General features: G+C 70.5%; 21 protein-coding genes. 8 read left to right on the top strand and 13 right to left on the bottom strand.

Features of this window, described 5'->3' with window-relative positions; genetic code table 11:
• Positions 1-286: 286 nt before the first annotated feature.
• Genes ung through alr form a run of 4 tightly spaced genes read right to left on the bottom strand, consistent with a single transcriptional unit; the run spans position 287 to position 3,715 of the window.
• On the bottom strand, positions 287-991 hold the full coding sequence (gene ung, locus Prum_RS15850; RefSeq protein ID WP_371871371.1) for a uracil-DNA glycosylase: 705 nt from the start codon (positions 989-991) through the stop codon (positions 287-289).
• On the bottom strand, positions 964-1,431 hold the full coding sequence (gene tsaE / locus Prum_RS15855; RefSeq protein ID WP_173083791.1) for a tRNA (adenosine(37)-N6)-threonylcarbamoyltransferase complex ATPase subunit type 1 TsaE: 468 nt from the start codon (positions 1,429-1,431) through the stop codon (positions 964-966). The genes ung and tsaE overlap by 28 nt, the downstream gene beginning before the upstream one ends.
• On the bottom strand, positions 1,431-2,567 hold the full coding sequence (locus Prum_RS15860) for an alpha/beta fold hydrolase (protein ID WP_173077271.1): 1,137 nt from the start codon (positions 2,565-2,567) through the stop codon (positions 1,431-1,433). The genes tsaE and Prum_RS15860 overlap by 1 nt, the downstream gene beginning before the upstream one ends.
• Complete coding sequence (alr, locus tag Prum_RS15865) at positions 2,564-3,715, bottom strand: alanine racemase (protein ID WP_173077272.1); 1,152 nt, start codon at positions 3,713-3,715, stop codon at positions 2,564-2,566. Before alr ends, Prum_RS15860 begins: the two co-directional genes overlap by 4 nt.
• 40 nt (positions 3,716-3,755) lie before the next feature.
• On the opposite strand from alr, the gene Prum_RS15870 reads away from it, so the two are divergent.
• Both Prum_RS15870 and Prum_RS15875 read left to right on the top strand, forming a co-directional pair.
• Positions 3,756-4,709: a glycosyltransferase family 2 protein gene (locus Prum_RS15870; protein ID WP_173077273.1), complete on the top strand. Its 954-nt coding sequence runs from the start codon at positions 3,756-3,758 to the stop codon at positions 4,707-4,709.
• Positions 4,710-4,884: 175 nt separating this feature from the next.
• Entirely contained in the window at positions 4,885-5,247 is a 363-nt protein-coding gene (locus tag Prum_RS15875; protein WP_173077274.1) for a cupin domain-containing protein, read from the top strand.
• Here the strand turns inward: Prum_RS15875 and Prum_RS15880 are convergent.
• Genes Prum_RS15880 through glmS form a run of 3 tightly spaced genes read right to left on the bottom strand, consistent with a single transcriptional unit; the run spans position 5,240 to position 8,981 of the window.
• A complete protein-coding gene (locus Prum_RS15880; RefSeq protein ID WP_173077275.1) occupies positions 5,240-6,679 on the bottom strand; it encodes an NAD(P)H-hydrate dehydratase in 1,440 nt (479 codons plus the stop codon). The two genes, Prum_RS15875 and Prum_RS15880, sit on opposite strands and share 8 nt — an antisense overlap.
• Positions 6,680-6,692: 13 nt before the next feature.
• Complete coding sequence (locus Prum_RS15885; RefSeq protein ID WP_173077276.1) at positions 6,693-7,085, bottom strand: holo-ACP synthase; 393 nt, start codon at positions 7,083-7,085, stop codon at positions 6,693-6,695.
• 24 nt (positions 7,086-7,109) lie between these two features.
• On the bottom strand, positions 7,110-8,981 hold the full coding sequence (gene glmS / locus Prum_RS15890) for a glutamine--fructose-6-phosphate transaminase (isomerizing) (RefSeq protein WP_173077277.1): 1,872 nt from the start codon (positions 8,979-8,981) through the stop codon (positions 7,110-7,112).
• 135 nt (positions 8,982-9,116) lie between these two features.
• Between glmS and Prum_RS15895 the strand changes: the two genes are divergently transcribed.
• The gene (locus Prum_RS15895) at positions 9,117-9,641 is read left to right on the top strand and encodes an MmpS family transport accessory protein (RefSeq protein ID WP_173077278.1); all 525 of its coding nucleotides are present in this window, start codon (positions 9,117-9,119) and stop codon (positions 9,639-9,641) included.
• On the opposite strand, the gene Prum_RS15900 is transcribed toward Prum_RS15895, so the two are convergent.
• From Prum_RS15900 to rplM, 4 genes are all read right to left on the bottom strand, one after another.
• Positions 9,638-10,819: a pyridoxal phosphate-dependent aminotransferase gene (locus Prum_RS15900; protein WP_173077279.1), complete on the bottom strand. Its 1,182-nt coding sequence runs from the start codon at positions 10,817-10,819 to the stop codon at positions 9,638-9,640. The genes Prum_RS15895 and Prum_RS15900 overlap by 4 nt on opposite strands.
• An 84-nt stretch (positions 10,820-10,903) precedes the next feature.
• The gene (gene glmM, locus Prum_RS15905) at positions 10,904-12,241 is read right to left on the bottom strand and encodes a phosphoglucosamine mutase (protein ID WP_173077280.1); all 1,338 of its coding nucleotides are present in this window, start codon (positions 12,239-12,241) and stop codon (positions 10,904-10,906) included.
• A 91-nt stretch (positions 12,242-12,332) separates the two neighbouring features.
• Entirely contained in the window at positions 12,333-12,800 is a 468-nt protein-coding gene (gene rpsI, locus Prum_RS15910; protein ID WP_173077281.1) for a 30S ribosomal protein S9, read from the bottom strand.
• A 20-nt stretch (positions 12,801-12,820) separates the two neighbouring features.
• Positions 12,821-13,264 carry a 50S ribosomal protein L13 gene (gene rplM, locus Prum_RS15915; protein ID WP_173077282.1) on the bottom strand — a complete coding sequence of 148 codons (444 nt, stop codon included), beginning with the start codon at positions 13,262-13,264 and terminating at the stop codon, positions 12,821-12,823.
• 228 nt (positions 13,265-13,492) lie between these two features.
• Here rplM and Prum_RS15920 point away from each other — a divergent pair, with 228 nt between their 5' ends.
• Positions 13,493-14,857 carry an MFS transporter gene (locus tag Prum_RS15920; protein WP_173077283.1) on the top strand — a complete coding sequence of 455 codons (1,365 nt, stop codon included), beginning with the start codon at positions 13,493-13,495 and terminating at the stop codon, positions 14,855-14,857.
• A gap of 64 nt (positions 14,858-14,921) precedes the next feature.
• Here Prum_RS15920 and Prum_RS15925 read toward each other — a convergent pair whose 3' ends face one another.
• Together Prum_RS15925 and Prum_RS15930 are read right to left on the bottom strand one after the other, a co-directional pair.
• On the bottom strand, positions 14,922-15,215 hold the full coding sequence (locus tag Prum_RS15925) for a type II toxin-antitoxin system PemK/MazF family toxin (RefSeq protein WP_173077284.1): 294 nt from the start codon (positions 15,213-15,215) through the stop codon (positions 14,922-14,924).
• Positions 15,205-15,450: a DUF6364 family protein gene (locus Prum_RS15930; protein WP_173077285.1), complete on the bottom strand. Its 246-nt coding sequence runs from the start codon at positions 15,448-15,450 to the stop codon at positions 15,205-15,207. The genes Prum_RS15925 and Prum_RS15930 overlap by 11 nt, the downstream gene beginning before the upstream one ends.
• A gap of 229 nt (positions 15,451-15,679) precedes the next feature.
• Here Prum_RS15930 and Prum_RS15935 point away from each other — a divergent pair, with 229 nt between their 5' ends.
• From Prum_RS15935 to Prum_RS15950, 4 genes are read left to right on the top strand one after another with little or no spacing between them, the layout of a single operon-like run.
• Positions 15,680-16,051 carry a roadblock/LC7 domain-containing protein gene (locus Prum_RS15935; RefSeq protein WP_173077286.1) on the top strand — a complete coding sequence of 124 codons (372 nt, stop codon included), beginning with the start codon at positions 15,680-15,682 and terminating at the stop codon, positions 16,049-16,051.
• A gap of 5 nt (positions 16,052-16,056) precedes the next feature.
• A complete protein-coding gene (locus tag Prum_RS15940; RefSeq protein ID WP_173077287.1) occupies positions 16,057-16,485 on the top strand; it encodes a hypothetical protein in 429 nt (142 codons plus the stop codon).
• Positions 16,486-16,510: 25 nt separating this feature from the next.
• Positions 16,511-17,047 carry a hypothetical protein gene (locus Prum_RS15945; RefSeq protein WP_173077288.1) on the top strand — a complete coding sequence of 179 codons (537 nt, stop codon included), beginning with the start codon at positions 16,511-16,513 and terminating at the stop codon, positions 17,045-17,047.
• 4 nt (positions 17,048-17,051) lie between these two features.
• A complete protein-coding gene (locus Prum_RS15950; protein WP_173077289.1) occupies positions 17,052-17,456 on the top strand; it encodes a roadblock/LC7 domain-containing protein in 405 nt (134 codons plus the stop codon).
• The last annotated feature ends 5 nt before the right edge of the window (positions 17,457-17,461 follow it).

Genomic DNA, 17,461 nt, shown 5'->3' on the forward strand with positions numbered 1-17,461 from the left:
TCGACGCGGATTCCCTTGATCGGCGAGCGAGCAGGTGCCCTGCGTGGACCTTGGTATCCCAGCGCCCCTCTGGGGGCCGCAAGATACCAAGGTCGTTCCCCACGAGCTACGCCCAAACCACCTCACCTCGTCGATCAAGGGATCTCCCGTCGATCAAGGGCATATGGCTGTGGTTTGGAGATCAAAGCACAACCGTTTGCCCTTGATCGACGGGGCGAGGGCGACGGGCGAGGGCGACGGGCGCGGGGCGAGGGGCGACGGGGGCGGCAGGGGGCCGCTGCAACTCCTAGAGCGCGGCCCAGTCGATGGTGAGGAGGCCGGCGTCGGCCAGGGCCTTGTTGGTGGCGCTGAAGGGGCGGCTGCCGAGGAAACCGCGCGGGTTCATCGGGCTGGGGTGGCCGGCTTCCAGGACCACGTGGTCGGGGTTGGTGATGAGGGCGCTCTTCTTGCGGGCGTACCCGCCCCACAGCAGGTAAACCACGCGGCCCGGGCGGGCGTTGAGGGCGCGGATGGTGGCGTCGGTGAAGTCTTCCCAGCCGCGGTTGGCGTGCGAGCCGGGCTTGCCCTCGCGGACGGTCAGCACGGCGTTGAGCAGCAGTACGCCCTGCGCCGCCCAGCCGGACAGGTCCCCCGAGCGTTGCACCGGTACGTCCAGGTCGGCGGCCAGCTCCTTGAAGACGTTGCGCAGCGATGGTGGCGCCGACACGCCGGGCCGGACGCTGAAGCTCAGTCCGTGCGCCTGGCCCGCGCGGTGGTACGGGTCCTGGCCGAGGATCAGCACGCGGCACTGCTCGGGCGCGCACAGCCGGTAAGCGGAGAACAGGTCGTCCTGGGGCGGGAAGACGGTCTGCGCCGCGTACTCGCCCGCGACGAAGGTGCCCAGCTCGGCCGTGCGGGCCGGGTCGAGGTGCGGCTCGACGGCCGTACGCCAATCGGTCGGCAACAGGTCCAGCAGGTCGAGCGTCACAGGCCCTCCAGGCGAGCCGCCCAGTCACCACCGCTGGGCACGAGTTCGATCATGCGGGAATCGTCGTCGCGGCGGTCGATGCGCACCCCCAGGTACGCGTCGGACAGCTGCTCGACCATGCCCTCGCCCCACTCGACCACGGTGACCGAGTCGTCCACCGAGGCGTCCAGGTCGAGGTCGTCGATCTCCGCACGCGGGTCGACCGCCGAGCCTAGCCGGTAGGCGTCCGCGTGGACGAGCGCAACACGGCCACCCTTCGCGGGGTCGGGTCGGTGCACCCGGGCGATGACGAAGGTGGGCGAGGTGACGTCGCCGCGTACCCCCAGGCCGGCGCCGATGCCGCGCACCAGCGCGGTCTTGCCCGCGCCCAGCGGGCCGGTCAGCACGACCAGATCTCCGGCGCGGAGCACGCCGCCGAGCCGGCGGCCAAAGCCCTCTGTGTCTTCAACGGTGGGTAGCGAGATCACGCGGTCAGCTTCTCCAAGAACTCGACGAGGGCGGCGTTGACCTCGTCGGCGTGTTCGAGCATCACGACGTGCCCGCTGTCGGGCACCTTGACGAACTCGGCCTCCGGCAGGTGCCGGACGATCTCCTCCGAGTGGGTCACCGGCGTGATCATGTCCTTGTCTCCGACGATGACGAGCGTGGGCGTGTTTCGCAGCGCCTTGAGCGCCGGATAGCGCGCGTGCGTGTAGAGCGTACGCAGGTACCGCGCGACGGTCTCGGCCGACGTGCGGGAGTTCATGTCCTCCACATAGGACACCAATGCCGGGCTGGGCCGGGGGTTGCCGAAGCCGTACCGCCGGGTGAGCAGCCAGGCCAGGTCGGACGACGCCTGGCGGGCTCGGTCGATCACCCCGCCGCTGAGCCGGGTCGCGCTGTTGACCAGCGGCAGCAACGGCGTACCGGCGCGGGCGATGAGGGCGGGCAGGCCGAACTTGGTCTCCTCCAGCCGGCCACCCGACGTGGCCATCAGCACCGTGGCCACCACCCGGTCGCCGAAGAGCTCCGGGTACCGCTCGGCGAACGCCATGACGGCCATGCCGCCCATCGAGTGCCCGATCAGGATCAGCGGGCCGTCCGGCACCGTCTCGTCGATCACCGCGTGCAGCGCCTCGGCGAGCGCGGGCAGCTCGTACTCGCCGGTCTCCAGCTTGCCGGAACGGCCGTGGCCCGGCTGGTCGTAGAAGACCATCCGGTAGTCCCCGCGGCGGGTCAGCTCCTTGCGCTGGAAGTGGAACGTGCCCATGTCCAGGCAGAAGCCGTGCACGAAGACCAGGGTCGGTTCGAGCGAGGAACCCGCGCCGGTCACGCTGGCCGCGAACTGGGCGTCCAACTCGACGCCGTCGGCCGGCTCGACGATCTCGACGTACAGGTCGGTGCCGTCCGCGGTGGTGACCGTGGTCGACTCGTCGTACGCCTGCTGGCCGAAGTCTTCATCCGCGTACCGGTCGGTGGTGCCGCGCTTCGAGCGGCGGACCAGCGCGCGCTCGGCCACGACGCCCGCCGCGACCCCGACCGCGGCGACGCCGACCACCGCGCCGAGCAGGCCGGCGCGCTTGCGCATCGACTGGCTGGCCAGCGCGCCGAGGCGGCTCATGCGGGAGCTCCGGCGCCGGTGTAGACGCGTGGCACGCGGGTGCTGCCGAAGCGGGTGACGATCTCGTAGTTGATCGTGCCGACCGCCTCGGCCCAGTCGTCGGCGGTCGGCCCGCCGTGCTCGCCGGTGCCGAAGAGGGTGGCCACGTCGCCGGCCGCGACCGGGTCGTCGCCGCAGTCCAGCACCACCTGGTCCATGCAGACCCGGCCGGCGATCCGGCGTACCTTGCCGCCCAGCTCGATCGGGCCGCTGCTGGAGGCGTGCCGCGGGACCCCGTCGGCGTACCCGAGCGGCACGACGGCGAGCGTCGTCTCCCGCTCGGTGTGGTACGTGTGGCCGTACGAGACGCCCTGGCCGGCCGGCACCCGCTTGGTGAGCATGACCCGGGCGCGGGCGGTCATGGCCGGCCGCAGCCCGAAGCGCTCCCCCGGGCTGAGCCGATCTGTGTCGCTCCGCGACAACGGTGTCAGCCCGTAGACCGCGATCCCCGGGCGGACCAGGTCGAGGTGGGCGTCGGGCCGGGTGAGCGTGGCCGCCGAGTTGGCGATGTGTCGCAGGCGCGGGGTCACCCCGAGGCGCTCGGCGGTCGCCAGACCCTCGTGGAAGACGTCCAGCTGCTGATCGATGGTTTCGTGGCCGGGCGCGTCCGCGTACACGAAATGGCTGAACACCCCGACCACCTCGACCGAGCCGTCGGCCTCGGCCTTCGCGGCGGCCTCGACCAGCGCCGGCCAGTCGGCCGGTGTCGCGCCGCCGCGCGCGAGCCCGGTGTCGATCTTCAGGTGTACGCGGGCGGGCCGGCCCGCGAGGTGCGCCGCCTCGACCATCTCGCGCAGCTGGAGCAGGCTGCCGGTGCCGAGGTCGACCCCGGCCGCGACGCCTTCGTGCAGCGGCAGGCCGGGGACCAGTAGCCACGCGAGCACCGGTGCGGTGATGCCGGCGCGCCGCAGCGTCAGCGCCTCGTCGAGCGTGCAGACGCCGAGCCAGCTCGCGCCCGAGTCGAGAGCCGCTCGAGCCACCGGCAACATGCCGTGTCCGTACCCGTCGCCCTTGACCACGGCCATCAGCTCGGCGCTGGTGCCGGCGCGCAACCGCGCCACGTTGTGGCGGATCGCGTCAAGATCGACACGGACCTCGGCTTGCAACATGCCCTTCAGACTACTGATCGATGACACGTAACATCTGGGCATGCGCCTGTCGGTCGTCGTGCCCTGCTTCAACGAGGAGGCTTCCGTTGAGCGGCTCCACGCTGCTGTGACGGCGGCCACCGCCTCGCTGGGGGCCGAGATCGAAATCGTGTTCGTCGATGACGGGAGCGACGACGGCACGCTGGTGGCGCTGCGCGGGCTCGCCGCTCGGGACAGCTCGGTCCGGTACACGTCGCTGAGCCGCAACTTCGGCAAGGAGGCGGCGATGCTGGCCGGCCTGGAGCGGGCCAGCGGCGACGCGGTCGTGATCATGGATGCCGACCTGCAGCACCCGCCGCACCTGCTGCCCCGGATGCTGGAGCTCTTCGAGCAGGGGTACGACCAGGTCATCGCCTGCCGCGACCGGCGTGGCGACCAGTTCTTCCGCACGCTCGCCTCGCGCACCTTCTACCGCATGGTCAACAAGCTGGTCGACGTGCAGTTGGTCGACGGGGCCGGCGACTTCCGGCTGCTGTCCCGGCGGGCCGTCGACGCGGTGCTCTCGCTGCCCGAGTACAACCGCTTCTCCAAGGGCCTGTACTCGTGGATCGGCTTCAACACGGTGGTGTTCGCGTACACCAACGAGGCCCGGCAGGGCGGCCGCAGCAAGTGGACGATCGGCAAGCTCTTCAACTACGCGCTGGACGGGCTGCTGTCGTTCAACAACCGGCCGCTGCGGTTGGCGATCTACGGCGGGCTGGCGCTCACGCTGCTGGCCGTCACGTACATGACGTGGGTCGTGATCAGCGCGTTCGCGCGGGGCATCGACATGCCCGGTTACACCACGATCATCGTAAGCGTGATCGGGCTGGGCGGCATCCAGATGATGATCCTCGGCATCATCGGCGAGTACATCGGCCGGCTCTACTACGAGACCAAACGGCGCCCGCACTACCTCGCCAAAGAGACCGAAATGTCCCCGGTGCAGCCCGCGAGCGCCCGCCGCCCTACCTGAGAAGTCTGTCATCGGCCGTGCGGCCACTTTCCGCAACTGCCTAGTGACAACGGCTTGACACCTCGCCATGACCAAGGGTTACGTTCCTGATCAGGATGTGACGTGGACCACATCAAGGGGGAACCGGGCTGGGGAGGCTCCGGCATGCTCCAAAACATCTATGGGGGTGGATGCAGTGAAGGGCATCGAGGTCAAGACCTTTGACAAGCCAGACGAGACGCGCCCGTTCGAGGGCAACGGATACGCCGACTTCGTCATGGCCGGCGGCCGGACGGTAGCGCGAGGCACGTTCGAGCCGGGCTGGCGCTGGTCACAGAACGTCAAGCCGATCGTGGGCGGGGACTCCTGTCAGGTCTCGCACCTCGTCTACGTGCTGGAAGGGCGGATGCGGATCCACATGAACGACGGCAGCGAGCAGGAGCTGACGCCGGGCGAGGTGGCCGCGATCCCACCAGGACACGACGCCGAGGTGGTCGGCAGCGAGGCATGCGTGGCCCTCGACTTCGGCGAGATCGCGGAATACGCCAAACCTAAGTAGCTCCGCCCAGCGGGACGACGTCCTTCAGCGCGGCGGCGACGTCTGGCGCGGTCACCGGACCGCGCCGGGCCGCCTCACGACCGGCCAGGCCGTGCAGGTACGCCGCCGCGACCGCGGCCCGCTCCGGGGAGAGCCGGGCCGCGAGCAGCGAGCCGAGCAACCCGGCGAGCACGTCGCCGGTGCCGCCGGTGGCCAGCGCCGGCGTACCGGTCGGGTTGGCCCAGGCGCTCCCGGCCGGCGTGGCGACGATCGTGCGGTCGCCCTTGAGCAGGACGGTCGCGTTCATCCAGGAGGCGAGCTGGAGCGCGGCGCCGACCCGGTCGTCGCCGGGCTCCCCGCCGGCCAGCCGGGCGAACTCCCGGTCGTGCGGGGTCACCACGATGGGCGCGTCCCGGCCCCGCAACTGGTCGGCCATCGCGCCGTTGACCAGGAGCGTCAGCGCGTCGGCGTCCAGCACCACCGGCAGCGACGTGGCGAGCACCGAGCGCACCTCGGTCGCGGCGGCGTCGTCCGTACCCAGGCCGGAGCCGCAGACCCACGCCTGTACCCGGCCCGCCTCGGCGACCCGCTTCGTGGCGATCGCGGACGGGTGCTGGCGCAGCACGTGCCCCGCCGCGGTGCCGGCGTACCGGACCAGGCCCGCCGGTCCGGCGAGGGCGCCGCCGACCGAGAGCACCGCGGCGCCCGGGTACGTCGCGGAGCCGGTCGCGATCCCGACCACGCCGCGCGTGTACTTCTCCGACGTCGGGCCGAGCTTCGGCCACCACGAGACGATGTCGGACCATTCGGGTACGGCCAGCGCCGGTTCCGCCTTCAGCCACGGACCGAGCCCGATGTCGACGAGTTCCACCTCGCCCGCGTACGCCGCGGCCGGGCCGACCACCAGCGCCGGCTTGAGGCAGCCGAACGTGACGGTCACATCCGCGCGTACCGCCGGCCCGCGGACGCCACCGGTGTCCACGTCCACGCCGCTGGGGATGTCGACGGCGACCACCGTCGTACGGCGGGCCGCCAGGAGTTGGACCGCCGCCTCCGCGTTGGGGCGCAGCCCGCCGGAGCCGCCCAGTCCGACGATCCCGTCGACGGCGAGATCGACGTCCGGTGGCACGGTGTCCACCACCCGGCCGCCGGCCCGCTGGAACGCCTCCAGCCCGGCCCGGTGCACCCGGTCCGGCGCCAGCAGCACCGCCCGTACGACGGCGCCCCGGCCCGCGAGCCGGGCACCGGCGAAAAGCGCGTCCCCGCCGTTGTTGCCCGCACCGATGAGGAGCAGGACCCGGGCGCCGTACACCCCGCCGCGCTCGGCGAGCAGGAGCGCGCAGCGGCGGGCGAGCCCGGCGGCGGCGCGCTCCATGAGCGCTCCCTCCGGCACGGTACGCATCAGCGCCTCTTCGGCCGCCCGCACGTCGTTGGCCCGCCACGCATGCCTCACTGTGCCTCCACGATCACTGGGCCCTCACGTCCTCCGGGAGCCGTTCCGCGACCACCATGGCGGACGCGATGCCGCCGTCGTGGGAGAGCGACAGGTGCCAGCGAGTGATCCCGCGGTCGGTCGCCACCGCCGCGACCGTGCCGGACACGGTGAGCCACGGCCGGCCGTCCGGGTCGGTGACGATCTCGCAGTCGTGCCAGCGCAGCCCGACCGGAGCGCCCAGCGCCTTGGCGACCGCCTCCTTGGCCGCGAACCGGGCGGCCAAGGACTCGGGCGAGCGCGGGTTGCCCGACGCCGTGAACCGCTCCGCCTCGGTGAAGAGCCGGTCTGCCAGCAACGGGGTACGGGCGAGCGCGCGGATGAACCGGTCGACCAGGACCACGTCGATGCCGACAGACACGATCACGCGCCTACCCTAACGGCGCGGCCGCTATTCCACTGTGACCGACTTGGCCAGGTTGCGTGGCTGGTCCACATCGTGGCCCCGGGTGGCGGCGATCTCGCAGGCGAGGACCTGTAGCGGCACGGTGGTCACCAGCGGGGCGAGCAGCGTCGGCGTGCGCGGCACCCGGACCAGGTGGTCCGCGTACGGCACGACCGCGTCGTCGCCCTCCTCGGCGATGACGATCGTCTGCGCGCCCCGGGCCCGGATCTCCTGGATGTTCGACACGATCTTGTCGTGCAGCACCCCGCGGCCGGCCGGCGACGGCACCACGCACACCACCGGGCAGCCCTCGTCGATCAGCGCGATCGGGCCGTGCTTCAGCTCGCCGGCGGCGAACCCCTCGGCGTGCATGTACGCCAGCTCCTTGAGCTTGAGGGCGCCCTCCAGGGCCACCGGGTAGCCGACGTGGCGTCCGATGAAGAGCACGCTCTTCGCCTCGGCCAGCGACCGCGCCAGCGCCCGTACCGGCTCCATGGTGGCCAGGACCTCCTGCACCTTGCCCGGCATCTCCTGGAGCTGGGCGACGACGGCGGCCACCTCGTCGGCGTACTTGATGCCGCGCACCTGCGCCAGGTGCAGCCCGACCAGGTAGCACGCCACGAGCTGGGTCAGGAACGCCTTGGTCGACGCCACCGCGATCTCCGGCCCGGCGTGCGTGTAAAGGACGGCGTCGGACTCGCGCGGGATCGTGGAACCGTTGGTGTTGCAGATGGCCAGGACGCGCGCCTTCTGCTCCTTGGCGTGCCGCAGCGCCATCAGCGTGTCCATCGTCTCGCCGGACTGGCTGATCGCCACGACCAGCGTGGACCGGTCGAGCACCGGGTCGCGGTAGCGGAACTCGCTGGCCAGCTCCACCTCGCACGGGATCCTGGTCCAGTGCTCGATGGCGTACTTCGCGACGAGCCCGGCGTGGTACGCCGTGCCGCACGCCACGATGAAGACCTTGTCGACGTCGCGCAGGTCCTGGTCGGTGAGGCGGACCTCGTCCAGGATGATCTCGCCGGTCTCCTTGAGCCGGCCCAGCAGCGTGTCGGCGACCGCGCTCGGCTGCTCGGCGATCTCCTTGAGCATGAAGTAGTCGTAGCCACCCTTTTCGGCGGCGGACGCGTCCCAGTCGATGTGGAAGTCCTTGCCGTCGGCAGGCTGGCCGTCGAAGTCGGTGATCTCGATGCCCTCGGGAGTGATGAGCACGACCTGGTCCTGGCCCAGCTCCACCGCTTCCCGGGTGTGCTCGATGAACGCGGACACGTCGCTGGCCAGGTAATTCTCGCCCTTTCCGCGGCCCACCACCAGCGGCGAGTTGCGCCGCGCACCGACCACCGCCTCGGGCGCCTGGGTGTCCACGGCGAGCAGCGTGAACGCACCCTCCAGCCGCTGGCAGACCCGGCGCATGGCGGCCGCCAGCGCCTGCGGGCCCAGCCCGGGAAGGTCGGCCAGCTCGGCGGCCAGCAGGTGCGCGACGCACTCGGTGTCGGTGTCGCTGCTGAACTCGACGCCGCCGGCCTCCAGGTCGGCACGCAGCTTGGCGAAGTTTTCGATGATCCCGTTGTGGATGACGGCGACCCGGCCGTCGCGGGACACGTGCGGGTGGGCGTTACGGTCGGTGGGACCACCGTGGGTGGCCCAACGGGTGTGCCCGATGCCGGTGGTGCCCTCGCCGATGCCGTCCGTCGGGGTCTCCGCCAGGCTCTTTTCGAGGTTGGCCAGCTTGCCGGCCCGCTTGTCGGTCAGCAGTTGGTCGCCATTGACCACGGCGACGCCGGCGGAGTCATACCCGCGGTACTCCAGCCGCCGCAGCCCGTCCAGCACGATCCCCAGCGCCGGCCGGGTGCCGACGTAGCCCACGATTCCACACATGGCCCGCAGCGTAGCGAACTTTCGCTCAATGCGCTTGCTCGAAAACCCTGGTATCACTCATCCGACATGAGCGTTTGCACTGGCACCCCATCGTGTACCACCGTTGGCACTGACCCCTTCGAGAGGCTCACCTCCATGACGTACCCGCCGACGTACTCGTACGAGCAGCCCGCCGCGACCCCACCGAACCGGTCCAACGGCCCGCTCCTCGCGATCGTGATCGCCCTCGCGGTGCTCCTCGTCGGCGGCGCGGGCGTGACCGGCGTCCTGCTGCTGCGCAACGGCGATGGCGGCAACCAGGGCAGCGGCGTCACCCCGAGCGCGGACACCCCGGTCACCACCAGGTCCGAAACGTCCCGCGACGACGGCGAAGGCGAGGGCAAGGTCGTCGTGTACGAGGTGAGCGGCGACGGCCCGGTGAGCATCGTCTACCTCAAGGAGGACGGCCGGAGCCTGGCCCCGGCCAAGGACACCGACCTGCCGTGGCGCCTGGAACTGACCCTGGAAAAGGACGCCGTCGCCGTGACGGTGACCGCGATCCGCCGAGCCGGCGGCGACGGCGAGGTCACCTGCCGCATCACGGTAGACGGCAAGGAGGTAGCCAAACGCACCGCCAAAGGCACCTTCGCCACGGCGAGCTGCAACAAACTCCTCCTCTAGCTTTGACGGAGGCGGTCCACGGCGTCGGCGATGACCTCTTCGCGCTTGCAGAAGGCGAATCGCACCAACGTGCGACCCGCGTCAGCGTCGTCGTAGAAGACCTGGGTCGGCACGGCGACCACGCCACAGCGTTCGGGCAACGTCCGGCAGAACTCCATGCCGTCCGTCCCGCCCAGCGGCGTGATGTCGGTGGTCACGAAGTACGTGCCCTCGGACGGCAGGACCCCGAACCCCGCGTCGGTGAGCCCGGCGACGAGTTGGTCGCGGCGCTCCTGGAGGCTCGCCCGGAAGCCCTCGTAGTAGCTGTCCGGCAGGCCGAGGGCCACCGCGACGGCCGGCTGTAGCGGCGCCCCGTTGACGAACGTGAGGAACTGCTTGACCCGCAGCGTCGCGGCGACCAGGTCGGCCGGGCCGCTCGCCCAGCCGATCTTCCAGCCGGTGCAGGAGAACGTCTTGCCCGCCGACGAGATGCGCAGGGTGCGCGCACGCATGCCGGGCAGGGTGGCCAGTGGGATGTGTGGTGCCGCGGCGTCGGTGAAGGCCAGGTGCTCGTACACCTCGTCGGTCACCGCGTACACGCCGTGCTCCTGGCACAGCTCGGCGATCAGGGTCAGCTCGTCCCGGGTGAAGACCTTGCCCGTCGGGTTGTGCGGCGAGTTGAGCAGCACCAGCCGGGTACGCGGGCCGAACGCCGCCCGCAGCGCGTCCGGGTCGAAGGCGTAGCTGCCCCCGGCGGAGGGACGCAGGGTCACCGGGCGGCGCACCGCACCGGCGAGCGCGATCGACGCCGCGTACGAGTCGTAGTACGGCTCGAAGCACACCACCTCGTCGCCCGGCTCGCACAGCCCGAGGATCGCCGCGGCGACCGCCTCGGTGGCGCCGGCGGTGACGATCACCTCGCCGTCCGGGTCGTACGCCAGGTCCCAGAACCGCTGCTGGTGGGCGGCGATCGCCGCGCGCAACGCCGGGATGCCAGGGCCGGGCGGGTACTGGTTGTGGCCGGTGCGCAGCGCCTCGGCGGCCGCTTCGAGCATCTCGGGCGGCCCGTCGGTGTCGGGGAAGCCCTGGCCCAGGTTGACCGCGCCGGTGCGTACGGCGAGCGCCGACATCTCCGCGAAGATCGTCGTCCCGAAGGCCCGCATGCGGCTAACCCCGGGGTCAGAACCCGTCGTCGTCACGGTCCCACCGTAGCCTCACCGTCGATCTTGAAGTTGTCAGGTGCCATATCGGGCAACTGGACCTGACAACTCCAAGATCGACTGCTAGATGGTGCGGACCACCGCGGCTACGCGTTCCGCTACAAGCTGCGCCCGCTCCAGGGTTTCCGCCTCGACCATTACGCGGACCAGGGGTTCGGTGCCCGACGGACGGAGGAGGATTCGTCCCGTTTCGCCCAGCTCGGCCTCGGCCTCCGCGGCGGCGGCCACCACGGCGGGGGCGGTCGCGCCCGCAGTGCGGTCGGTGACCGGGACGTTGATCAGCACCTGCGGGAGCTTGGTCACCACCGCGGCCAGCTCACCCAGCGAGCGGCCGGTGGCGGCCAGCCGGGACATCAGGTGCAGCCCGGTGAGTACGCCGTCGCCGGTCGTCGCGTACGCCGGCATCACGATGTGCCCGCTCTGCTCGCCGCCCAGGGCGAGGGCGGAGGCGCGCAGCTCCTCCAGGACGTACCGGTCGCCGACCTTGGTCTCGATCAGCCGGATGCCCGCCTTCGACATCGCGAGGCGCAGGCCGAGGTTGCTCATCACGGTCGCGACGAGCGTGTCGGCGGTCAGCCCGCCGCCGTCCCGCATGGCCAGCGCGAGGATCGCCATGATCTGGTCGCCGTCGACCTCGTCGCCCTCGGCGGTGACGGCCAGGCAGCGGTCGGCGTCGCCGTCGTGCGCGATGCCGAGGTGGGCCTGGTGCTCGCGTACCGCGGCCTTGAGCGGCTCCAGGTGGGTCGAGCCGCAGCCGTCGTTGATGTTGAGCCCGTCCGGCTCGGCGTGGATGGCGATAACCTCCGCGCCGGCCTCCCGGTACGCGGTCGGGGCGACGTCGGAGGCGGCCCCGTTCGCACAGTCGACCACGACGCGCAGCCCGTCGAGCCGGTGCGGCACGGTGCTCACGAGGTGCTGGATGTAGTGCTCCGCGCCGTCGAGCAGGTCGTGCACCCGCCCGACGCCGGCACCGGTGGGCCGCTTCCACGCCGTACCATCGGCGACCGCCGCCTCGATCACGTGCTCGACCTCGTCGGGGAGCTTGTGCCCGCCGGCGGCGAAGAGCTTGATCCCGTTGTCGGGCATCGGGTTGTGCGAGGCGGAGAGCATCACGCCGAGGTCGGCCTTGGCCTCGCCGACCAGGTACGCCACGCCGGGCGTCGGCAGCACCCCGACCCGGACCACGTTGGCGCCCGCGCTGGCCAGTCCGGCGACCACTGCCGCTTCCAGCATCTCGCCGCTGGCCCGCGGGTCGCGGCCCACGACGGCGAGCGGCGGGTGGCTGCGGTCCGACTCGGCGAGGGTGTGGGCGGCGGCCACCGCGACCGCCATCGCGAGCTCGGGAGTGAGGTCGGCGTTCGCCTTGCCCCGTACCCCGTCGGTGCCGAACAGACGCGCCATGAGCCCTACTTTCTCGCAAGCGGCAGAACGGCCGGTGCCGCCACTGTTGTCACAGGGCGACCCGGCCGTCTTTTCAGCAGTGCAAAACGCGTCAGCGCTTGGAGTACTGAGGAGCCTTGCGGGCCTTCTTGAGACCGTACTTCTTGCTCTCCTTGACGCGGGCGTCACGGGTGAGGAAGCCGGCCTTCTTCAGGGCTGGACGGTCGTCGAGGTCGTTGACGCAGAGCGCGCGGGCGATGCCCAGGCGGAGTGCGCCGGCCTGACCGGTGATGCCGCCACCACGCAGGTTGGCAATCACGTCGAAGACCTCGGGCTTCTCCGCGGTCACCAGCGGCTCTTTGATCAGCTGCTGGTGCACCTTGCTCGGGAAGTACTCCTCGAGCTCCCGGCCGTTGCAGGTGATCTTGCCGGTGCCGGGCACGATGCGGACCCGGACGATGGCCTCCTTGCGGCGGCCCACAGTTTGGATGGGACGGTCACCACGGGGCACGCGGGCGGCGGGCACCGGAGCGGTCTCGACGGCCGGCGGGGCCGGGGTCGGGACGATGGTGTCGGTCATGCTTGTTCCTTCGCCCGCGCTCACTGCGCGATCTGCTTGATCTCGAACGGCACCGGCTGCTGCGCGGCGTGCGGGTGGTCCGTGCCGGCGTAGACCTTGAGCTTCTTGATCAGCTTCCGGCCGAGCCGGTTGTGCGGCAGCATGCCCCGGACGGCCAACTCGATGGCCCGCTCGGGACGCTTGGTCAGCAGCTCGTCGTAGCCGATCTGCTTCAGGCCGCCCGGGTAGCCGGAGTGCCGGTAGGCGACCTTGGTCTGACGCTTGTTGCCGGTCAGGGCCACCTTGCCCGCGTTGACGATCACCACGAAGTCACCGGTGTCGACGTGCGGCGCGAAGGTGGGCTTGTGCTTGCCGCGCAGGAGCGTGGCGGCGTGGGTCGCCAGACGACCCAGCACGACGTCAGAGGCGTCGATGACGTGCCACTGCCGCTCGATCTCACCCGGCTTCGGGCTGTACGTACGCACAGGTTTACCTTGTCTCGTCGTCGGTCTGGGGGCGCACACCGCTGCGCCGCTTATCCGCGGCGCGCTCGGCACTAGCACAACAGCAGGCAACAATACCTGGTCCGCACCGGCAGGGCAAAAACGGGCCACCCCTCACAAGCTCGGGCGAGGTCACGGTGCGGCACGGTTTACCGGCCGGGTACGTCGAAGGGAATCTGGCGGCAAAGTCTCCTCCGTAACTTGCCTGCCATGAGTACGACACTGACCCCCTCCGTGGCTGGCGCCGCGGCTGCCCCGGCCGCCAAGGGCCGGTGGCTTACACACTGGGACCCCGAGAACGAAGAGTTCTGGGGTACGACTGGCCGCCGGGTCGCCCGGCGCAACCTCATCTTCTCGATCTTCGCCGAGCACCTGGGCTTCTCGGTCTGGACGATCTGGAGCGTGGTCGTCGTCGCGCTGCCGGCGTCCGCCTTCCCGTACTCCGTCGACCAGCGCTTCTGGCTGGTCGCCCTGCCCAACCTCATCGGCGCGCTCATGCGGATCCCGTACACCTTCGCGGTGACCCGCTTCGGCGGCCGTACGTGGACCGTCGTCAGCGCGCTGCTCCTACTGCTCCCGCTGGCCGGCCTGATGTACGCGGTGACCGCCAAGCCGCCGTACGCGGTGGTGCTGGCCCTCGCGGCGACGGCGGGCTTCGGCGGCGGCAACTTCGCCTCCTCCATGACGAACATCTCGTTCTTCTTCCCGGAGAAGAAGAAGGGCACCGCGCTGGGCTTCAACGCCGCGGGCGGCAACATCGGCATCAGCACGATGCAACTGTTCGTCCCCATGGTCCTGGCAGCCGGGCTGGTGTACGGCGGGCTCATGTGGGTGCCGCTGGTGCTGGCGGCCGCGGTCTGCGCCTACCTCTTCATGAACAACCTGGCGGTGGCGAAGACGCCGTTCCGCGCGCAGTTCGCCACCGTGAAGCGGCTGCACACCTGGGTCATGTCGTTCCTCTACATCGGGACGTTCGGCTCGTTCCTCGGCTACTCGGCCGCGTTCCCGCTGGTGCTGAAGCTGGAGTTCCCCGAGGCACCGGTGGGGCACGTCGGCGCGGCCACCATCACGCTCGCGTTCACCGGACCGCTGATCGGCTCGCTGACCCGCCCCGTCGGCGGGTGGCTGTCCGACAAGGTGGGCGGGGCCCGCGTCACCGCCGGCTGCTACGTGCTCATGGGGCTCGGCTCGTACGGGGTCATCGTCGCCACCAACGCGCACAGCCTGGGGCTGTTCCTCGCCTCGTTCGCGCTGCTGTTCGCCTTCGCCGGGGCCGGAAACGGCTCCACGTACCGGATGATCCCGGCGATCTTCGCGGCCAAGGCACCGGACCTGGCCACGGCCAAGCGGGAGTCGGCCGCGACGCTCGGTATCGCCGGTGCCGTCGGCGCGGCGGGCGGCTTCTACCTGCCCCGGGCGATCAGCGACTCGTACACGGCGACGGGCGGGATCACGACCGCGTTCACCTGGTTCTTCGTGATGTACGCCGCCTGCCTCACCGTCACCTGGTGGTGCTACCTGCGCAAGCGGGTGCTGGTCGAGCAGGTCCCCAGCCTGGCCCACGCCACGGTCTAACCCGTCCCACCCCCGTGATCAGGGCGTCCTTCAAGTCGTTGGAACGACTTGAAGGACGCCCTGATCACACGTCTTGGATGATGCGGAGCGCGCGCGAGACCTTGTACATGGTGTCGGTGTCGGCCACGTCGACGCACTCCGTGAACCACTTCTTCATCGGCGACGAGAGCCGGTCGGGCATCACCACGTACTGGCCCATGGTCACGGCGAGCGGGGAGTCGCGCAGCATCTCCTCCTCGACGACCTCCGCCACGACGACGATCGGCACGTCGGTGCTGTTGTAGACGTCGGAGCTGACCACCAGGCCGAGCCGCTCACGAGCACCCTCGACGCGCCAGATCTCGCCCCTACGCAGCACGGAAGATCGCTGCGTCCACCATCGCCGCCTCGCGCTCGTCGGCCAGCGCGTCGGCCTCCAGGTCGAACCCGGCGCGGCTGAGCGCCGCGGCGTGCGCGGAGAAGACCTCACGCAGCGCCTTTTCCCGGGCGGCCTGGTCCATCCAGGCGGACAGCGACATGCCGTCGCGCTCGGCGAACCGGCGCGCCTCCTCGATGGTGTCGTCCGGGAACGACAGGGTCACCTTTTTGGTCATGCCGACGAGCATACCCACGGTATGACCAACCGCGCGACCGAGTGGTACGCTCGCGAGTAATCGGACTATGTATGTGCTGCTAGCACAAACGCCTCATATACCTTATTTTGATCAAATCCGCATCGGGCGAGTCGGGCAAAATTCGCGATCACTATGTCCGATGCGAGAAGCCGATCTTCGTGACACTCTCCCCCAGGGATATACGTCAGACATCTGGGGAGGGATGAACATGGCTGCGCTAGACACGGCATTGAAGGACGCGATGAGCATCGAGGGCGCGCTCGGTGTGGCGCTCGTCGACTACTCGAGCGGGATGACCCTCGGCATCGCCGGCGGGTCGCCGGAGCTCGACCTGGGCGTCGCCGCGGCGGGCAACACCGACGTCGTCCGGGCCAAGATGCGCACCCTGGAGATGCTGAAGATCCCGGACGGCATCGAGGACATCCTGATCACGCTGGACACCCAGTACCACCTGATCCGCCCGCTCAACTCGCGGTCCGGCAAGGGCCTGTTCCTCTACCTGTCGCTGAGCCGCTCCCGGGCCAACCTCGGCCTCGCCCGCCATCAGCTCCGCCAAATCGAGAGCCAGATCGAACTCTGACCGACATGTCGGACTTCAGCATCAGCCAGATCGTCACCAACGCGGTCAAGGACTTTCGGCAGAGCGTCCCCGAGTGCGTCGCCGCCGGCATCGTCGACATGTCGACCGGCATGCTCCTCGCCGTCGAGACCGTCGACACGCACCCCACCGAGGTGCTCGACCTGGCGGCCGCCGCGACGTTCGACCTGTTCCAGGGGCGCAACGTGGTCATGATCGAGGAGATGTTCAAGCAGCGGCGCGGCGTCGACAAGGCCGGGCACTACTTCCGGGAGATCCTGGTCAACAGCGAGAACCTGGTGCACCTGTTCATCCGCAGCTCGGTGACCGAAGACATGGTGTCCGTGGTCGTCTGCCGGCGGACGGTCAACATCGGCATGCTCTTCGCCCAGGCTCGGATGGTGATGCGACGCATGGACGCCGGCATCGGTGTCTGACGCCCTCCGGCGGGCGCCGTAGGTCATGTCGATCGAGAACGTCGCGTGGGGGGACGCGCTGGACATCGTGGGCGCGCGGGCGGTGACCCTGATCGCCCTCGACTCCCGCAAGCCGCTCCGCTCGCACGCCGTGGACCCGCTGCCCGACGGCGAGAACGTGGCGGAGGTCGCGGCGGCGCTGGCCGAGACGGCGGCCGAGTTGGTCCGGCTGACCGACGGCGCGGGCATGGACGACCTGCTGGTGACCGGCCCGGCCTGGTTCCACCTGCTACGGGTGGTCGACGGCGGCTGGGTGGCACACCTGATGCTGGACCGCCGGGTGGCCAACCTGGCGCTGGCGCGGCGGGAGTTCCGGGCGTTGGTGAACAGCGCGACGGTGCAGGAGCGGTCCCGGAGCCCGGCCCTGCCACGGCGTACCCCCGCCGCCAACCTGCCACGGCCGGCGTCGGGGCCGGTCGAACCGTCGAACTGGTTCGCCACGGTGGCCGGGGAGCCGTACAGGACAGACGCCCGGACGCTACGCCGGGTCCGGGACGGGCTGCGACAGCTTGACGGAGGGTGAGGGCATGCAGGACAGGGAGGCGTACCAGGCGGCGTACGTCGAGATGGACGCGCTGAAGCGGTCGGTCAGTGGCGTGGTCGGCTCGGTCATCGCCGGCGTGGACGGGCTGCTGCTCCTCCACGACCTGACCGGCGGGCCGGAGCCACACGACATCGCGGCGCTCGCCGCGACGACGTTCGGGCTGGGCCGGCAGACCGGCCTGGCGCTGCGCCAGGGCGCGTTCCGGGAGTCGACCATCCGCAGCCACAAGGGCTATTTCTCGGTGTACGCCGTCGGCGACGCCGCGCTGCTCGCCGTGCTGGGCGGCGAGGGGCTCAACATCGCCCGCCTCCACCTGGAGGCGCGGCTGGTGACCGAACGGCTGATCGGCATGCTGGACGTGCACGTCCAGGCGCAGTCCCGCCTGTAGCGCGA

Source organism: Phytohabitans rumicis (assembly GCF_011764445.1).
GTDB lineage: Bacteria > Actinomycetota > Actinomycetes > Mycobacteriales > Micromonosporaceae > Phytohabitans > Phytohabitans rumicis.

What these genes read in the sequence shown, in the direction of transcription:
- Prum_RS15860 (WP_173077271.1), bottom strand. Translation starts at nt 2,567, where the DNA reads ATGAGCCGCCTCGGCGCGCTGGCCAGCCAGTCGATGCGCAAGCGCGCC.
- alr (WP_173077272.1), bottom strand. Translation starts at nt 3,715, where the DNA reads ATGTTGCAAGCCGAGGTCCGTGTCGATCTTGACGCGATCCGCCACAAC.
- Prum_RS15870 (WP_173077273.1), top strand. Translation starts at nt 3,756, where the DNA reads ATGCGCCTGTCGGTCGTCGTGCCCTGCTTCAACGAGGAGGCTTCCGTT.
- glmS (WP_173077277.1), bottom strand. Translation starts at nt 8,981, where the DNA reads ATGTGTGGAATCGTGGGCTACGTCGGCACCCGGCCGGCGCTGGGGATC.
- Prum_RS15895 (WP_173077278.1), top strand. Translation starts at nt 9,117, where the DNA reads ATGACGTACCCGCCGACGTACTCGTACGAGCAGCCCGCCGCGACCCCA.
- glmM (WP_173077280.1), bottom strand. Translation starts at nt 12,241, where the DNA reads ATGGCGCGTCTGTTCGGCACCGACGGGGTACGGGGCAAGGCGAACGCC.
- rpsI (WP_173077281.1), bottom strand. Translation starts at nt 12,800, where the DNA reads ATGACCGACACCATCGTCCCGACCCCGGCCCCGCCGGCCGTCGAGACC.
- Prum_RS15920 (WP_173077283.1), top strand. Translation starts at nt 13,493, where the DNA reads ATGAGTACGACACTGACCCCCTCCGTGGCTGGCGCCGCGGCTGCCCCG.
- Prum_RS15930 (WP_173077285.1), bottom strand. Translation starts at nt 15,450, where the DNA reads ATGACCAAAAAGGTGACCCTGTCGTTCCCGGACGACACCATCGAGGAG.
- Prum_RS15935 (WP_173077286.1), top strand. Translation starts at nt 15,680, where the DNA reads ATGGCTGCGCTAGACACGGCATTGAAGGACGCGATGAGCATCGAGGGC.
- Prum_RS15940 (WP_173077287.1), top strand. Translation starts at nt 16,057, where the DNA reads ATGTCGGACTTCAGCATCAGCCAGATCGTCACCAACGCGGTCAAGGAC.
- Prum_RS15945 (WP_173077288.1), top strand. Translation starts at nt 16,511, where the DNA reads ATGTCGATCGAGAACGTCGCGTGGGGGGACGCGCTGGACATCGTGGGC.
- Prum_RS15950 (WP_173077289.1), top strand. Translation starts at nt 17,052, where the DNA reads ATGCAGGACAGGGAGGCGTACCAGGCGGCGTACGTCGAGATGGACGCG.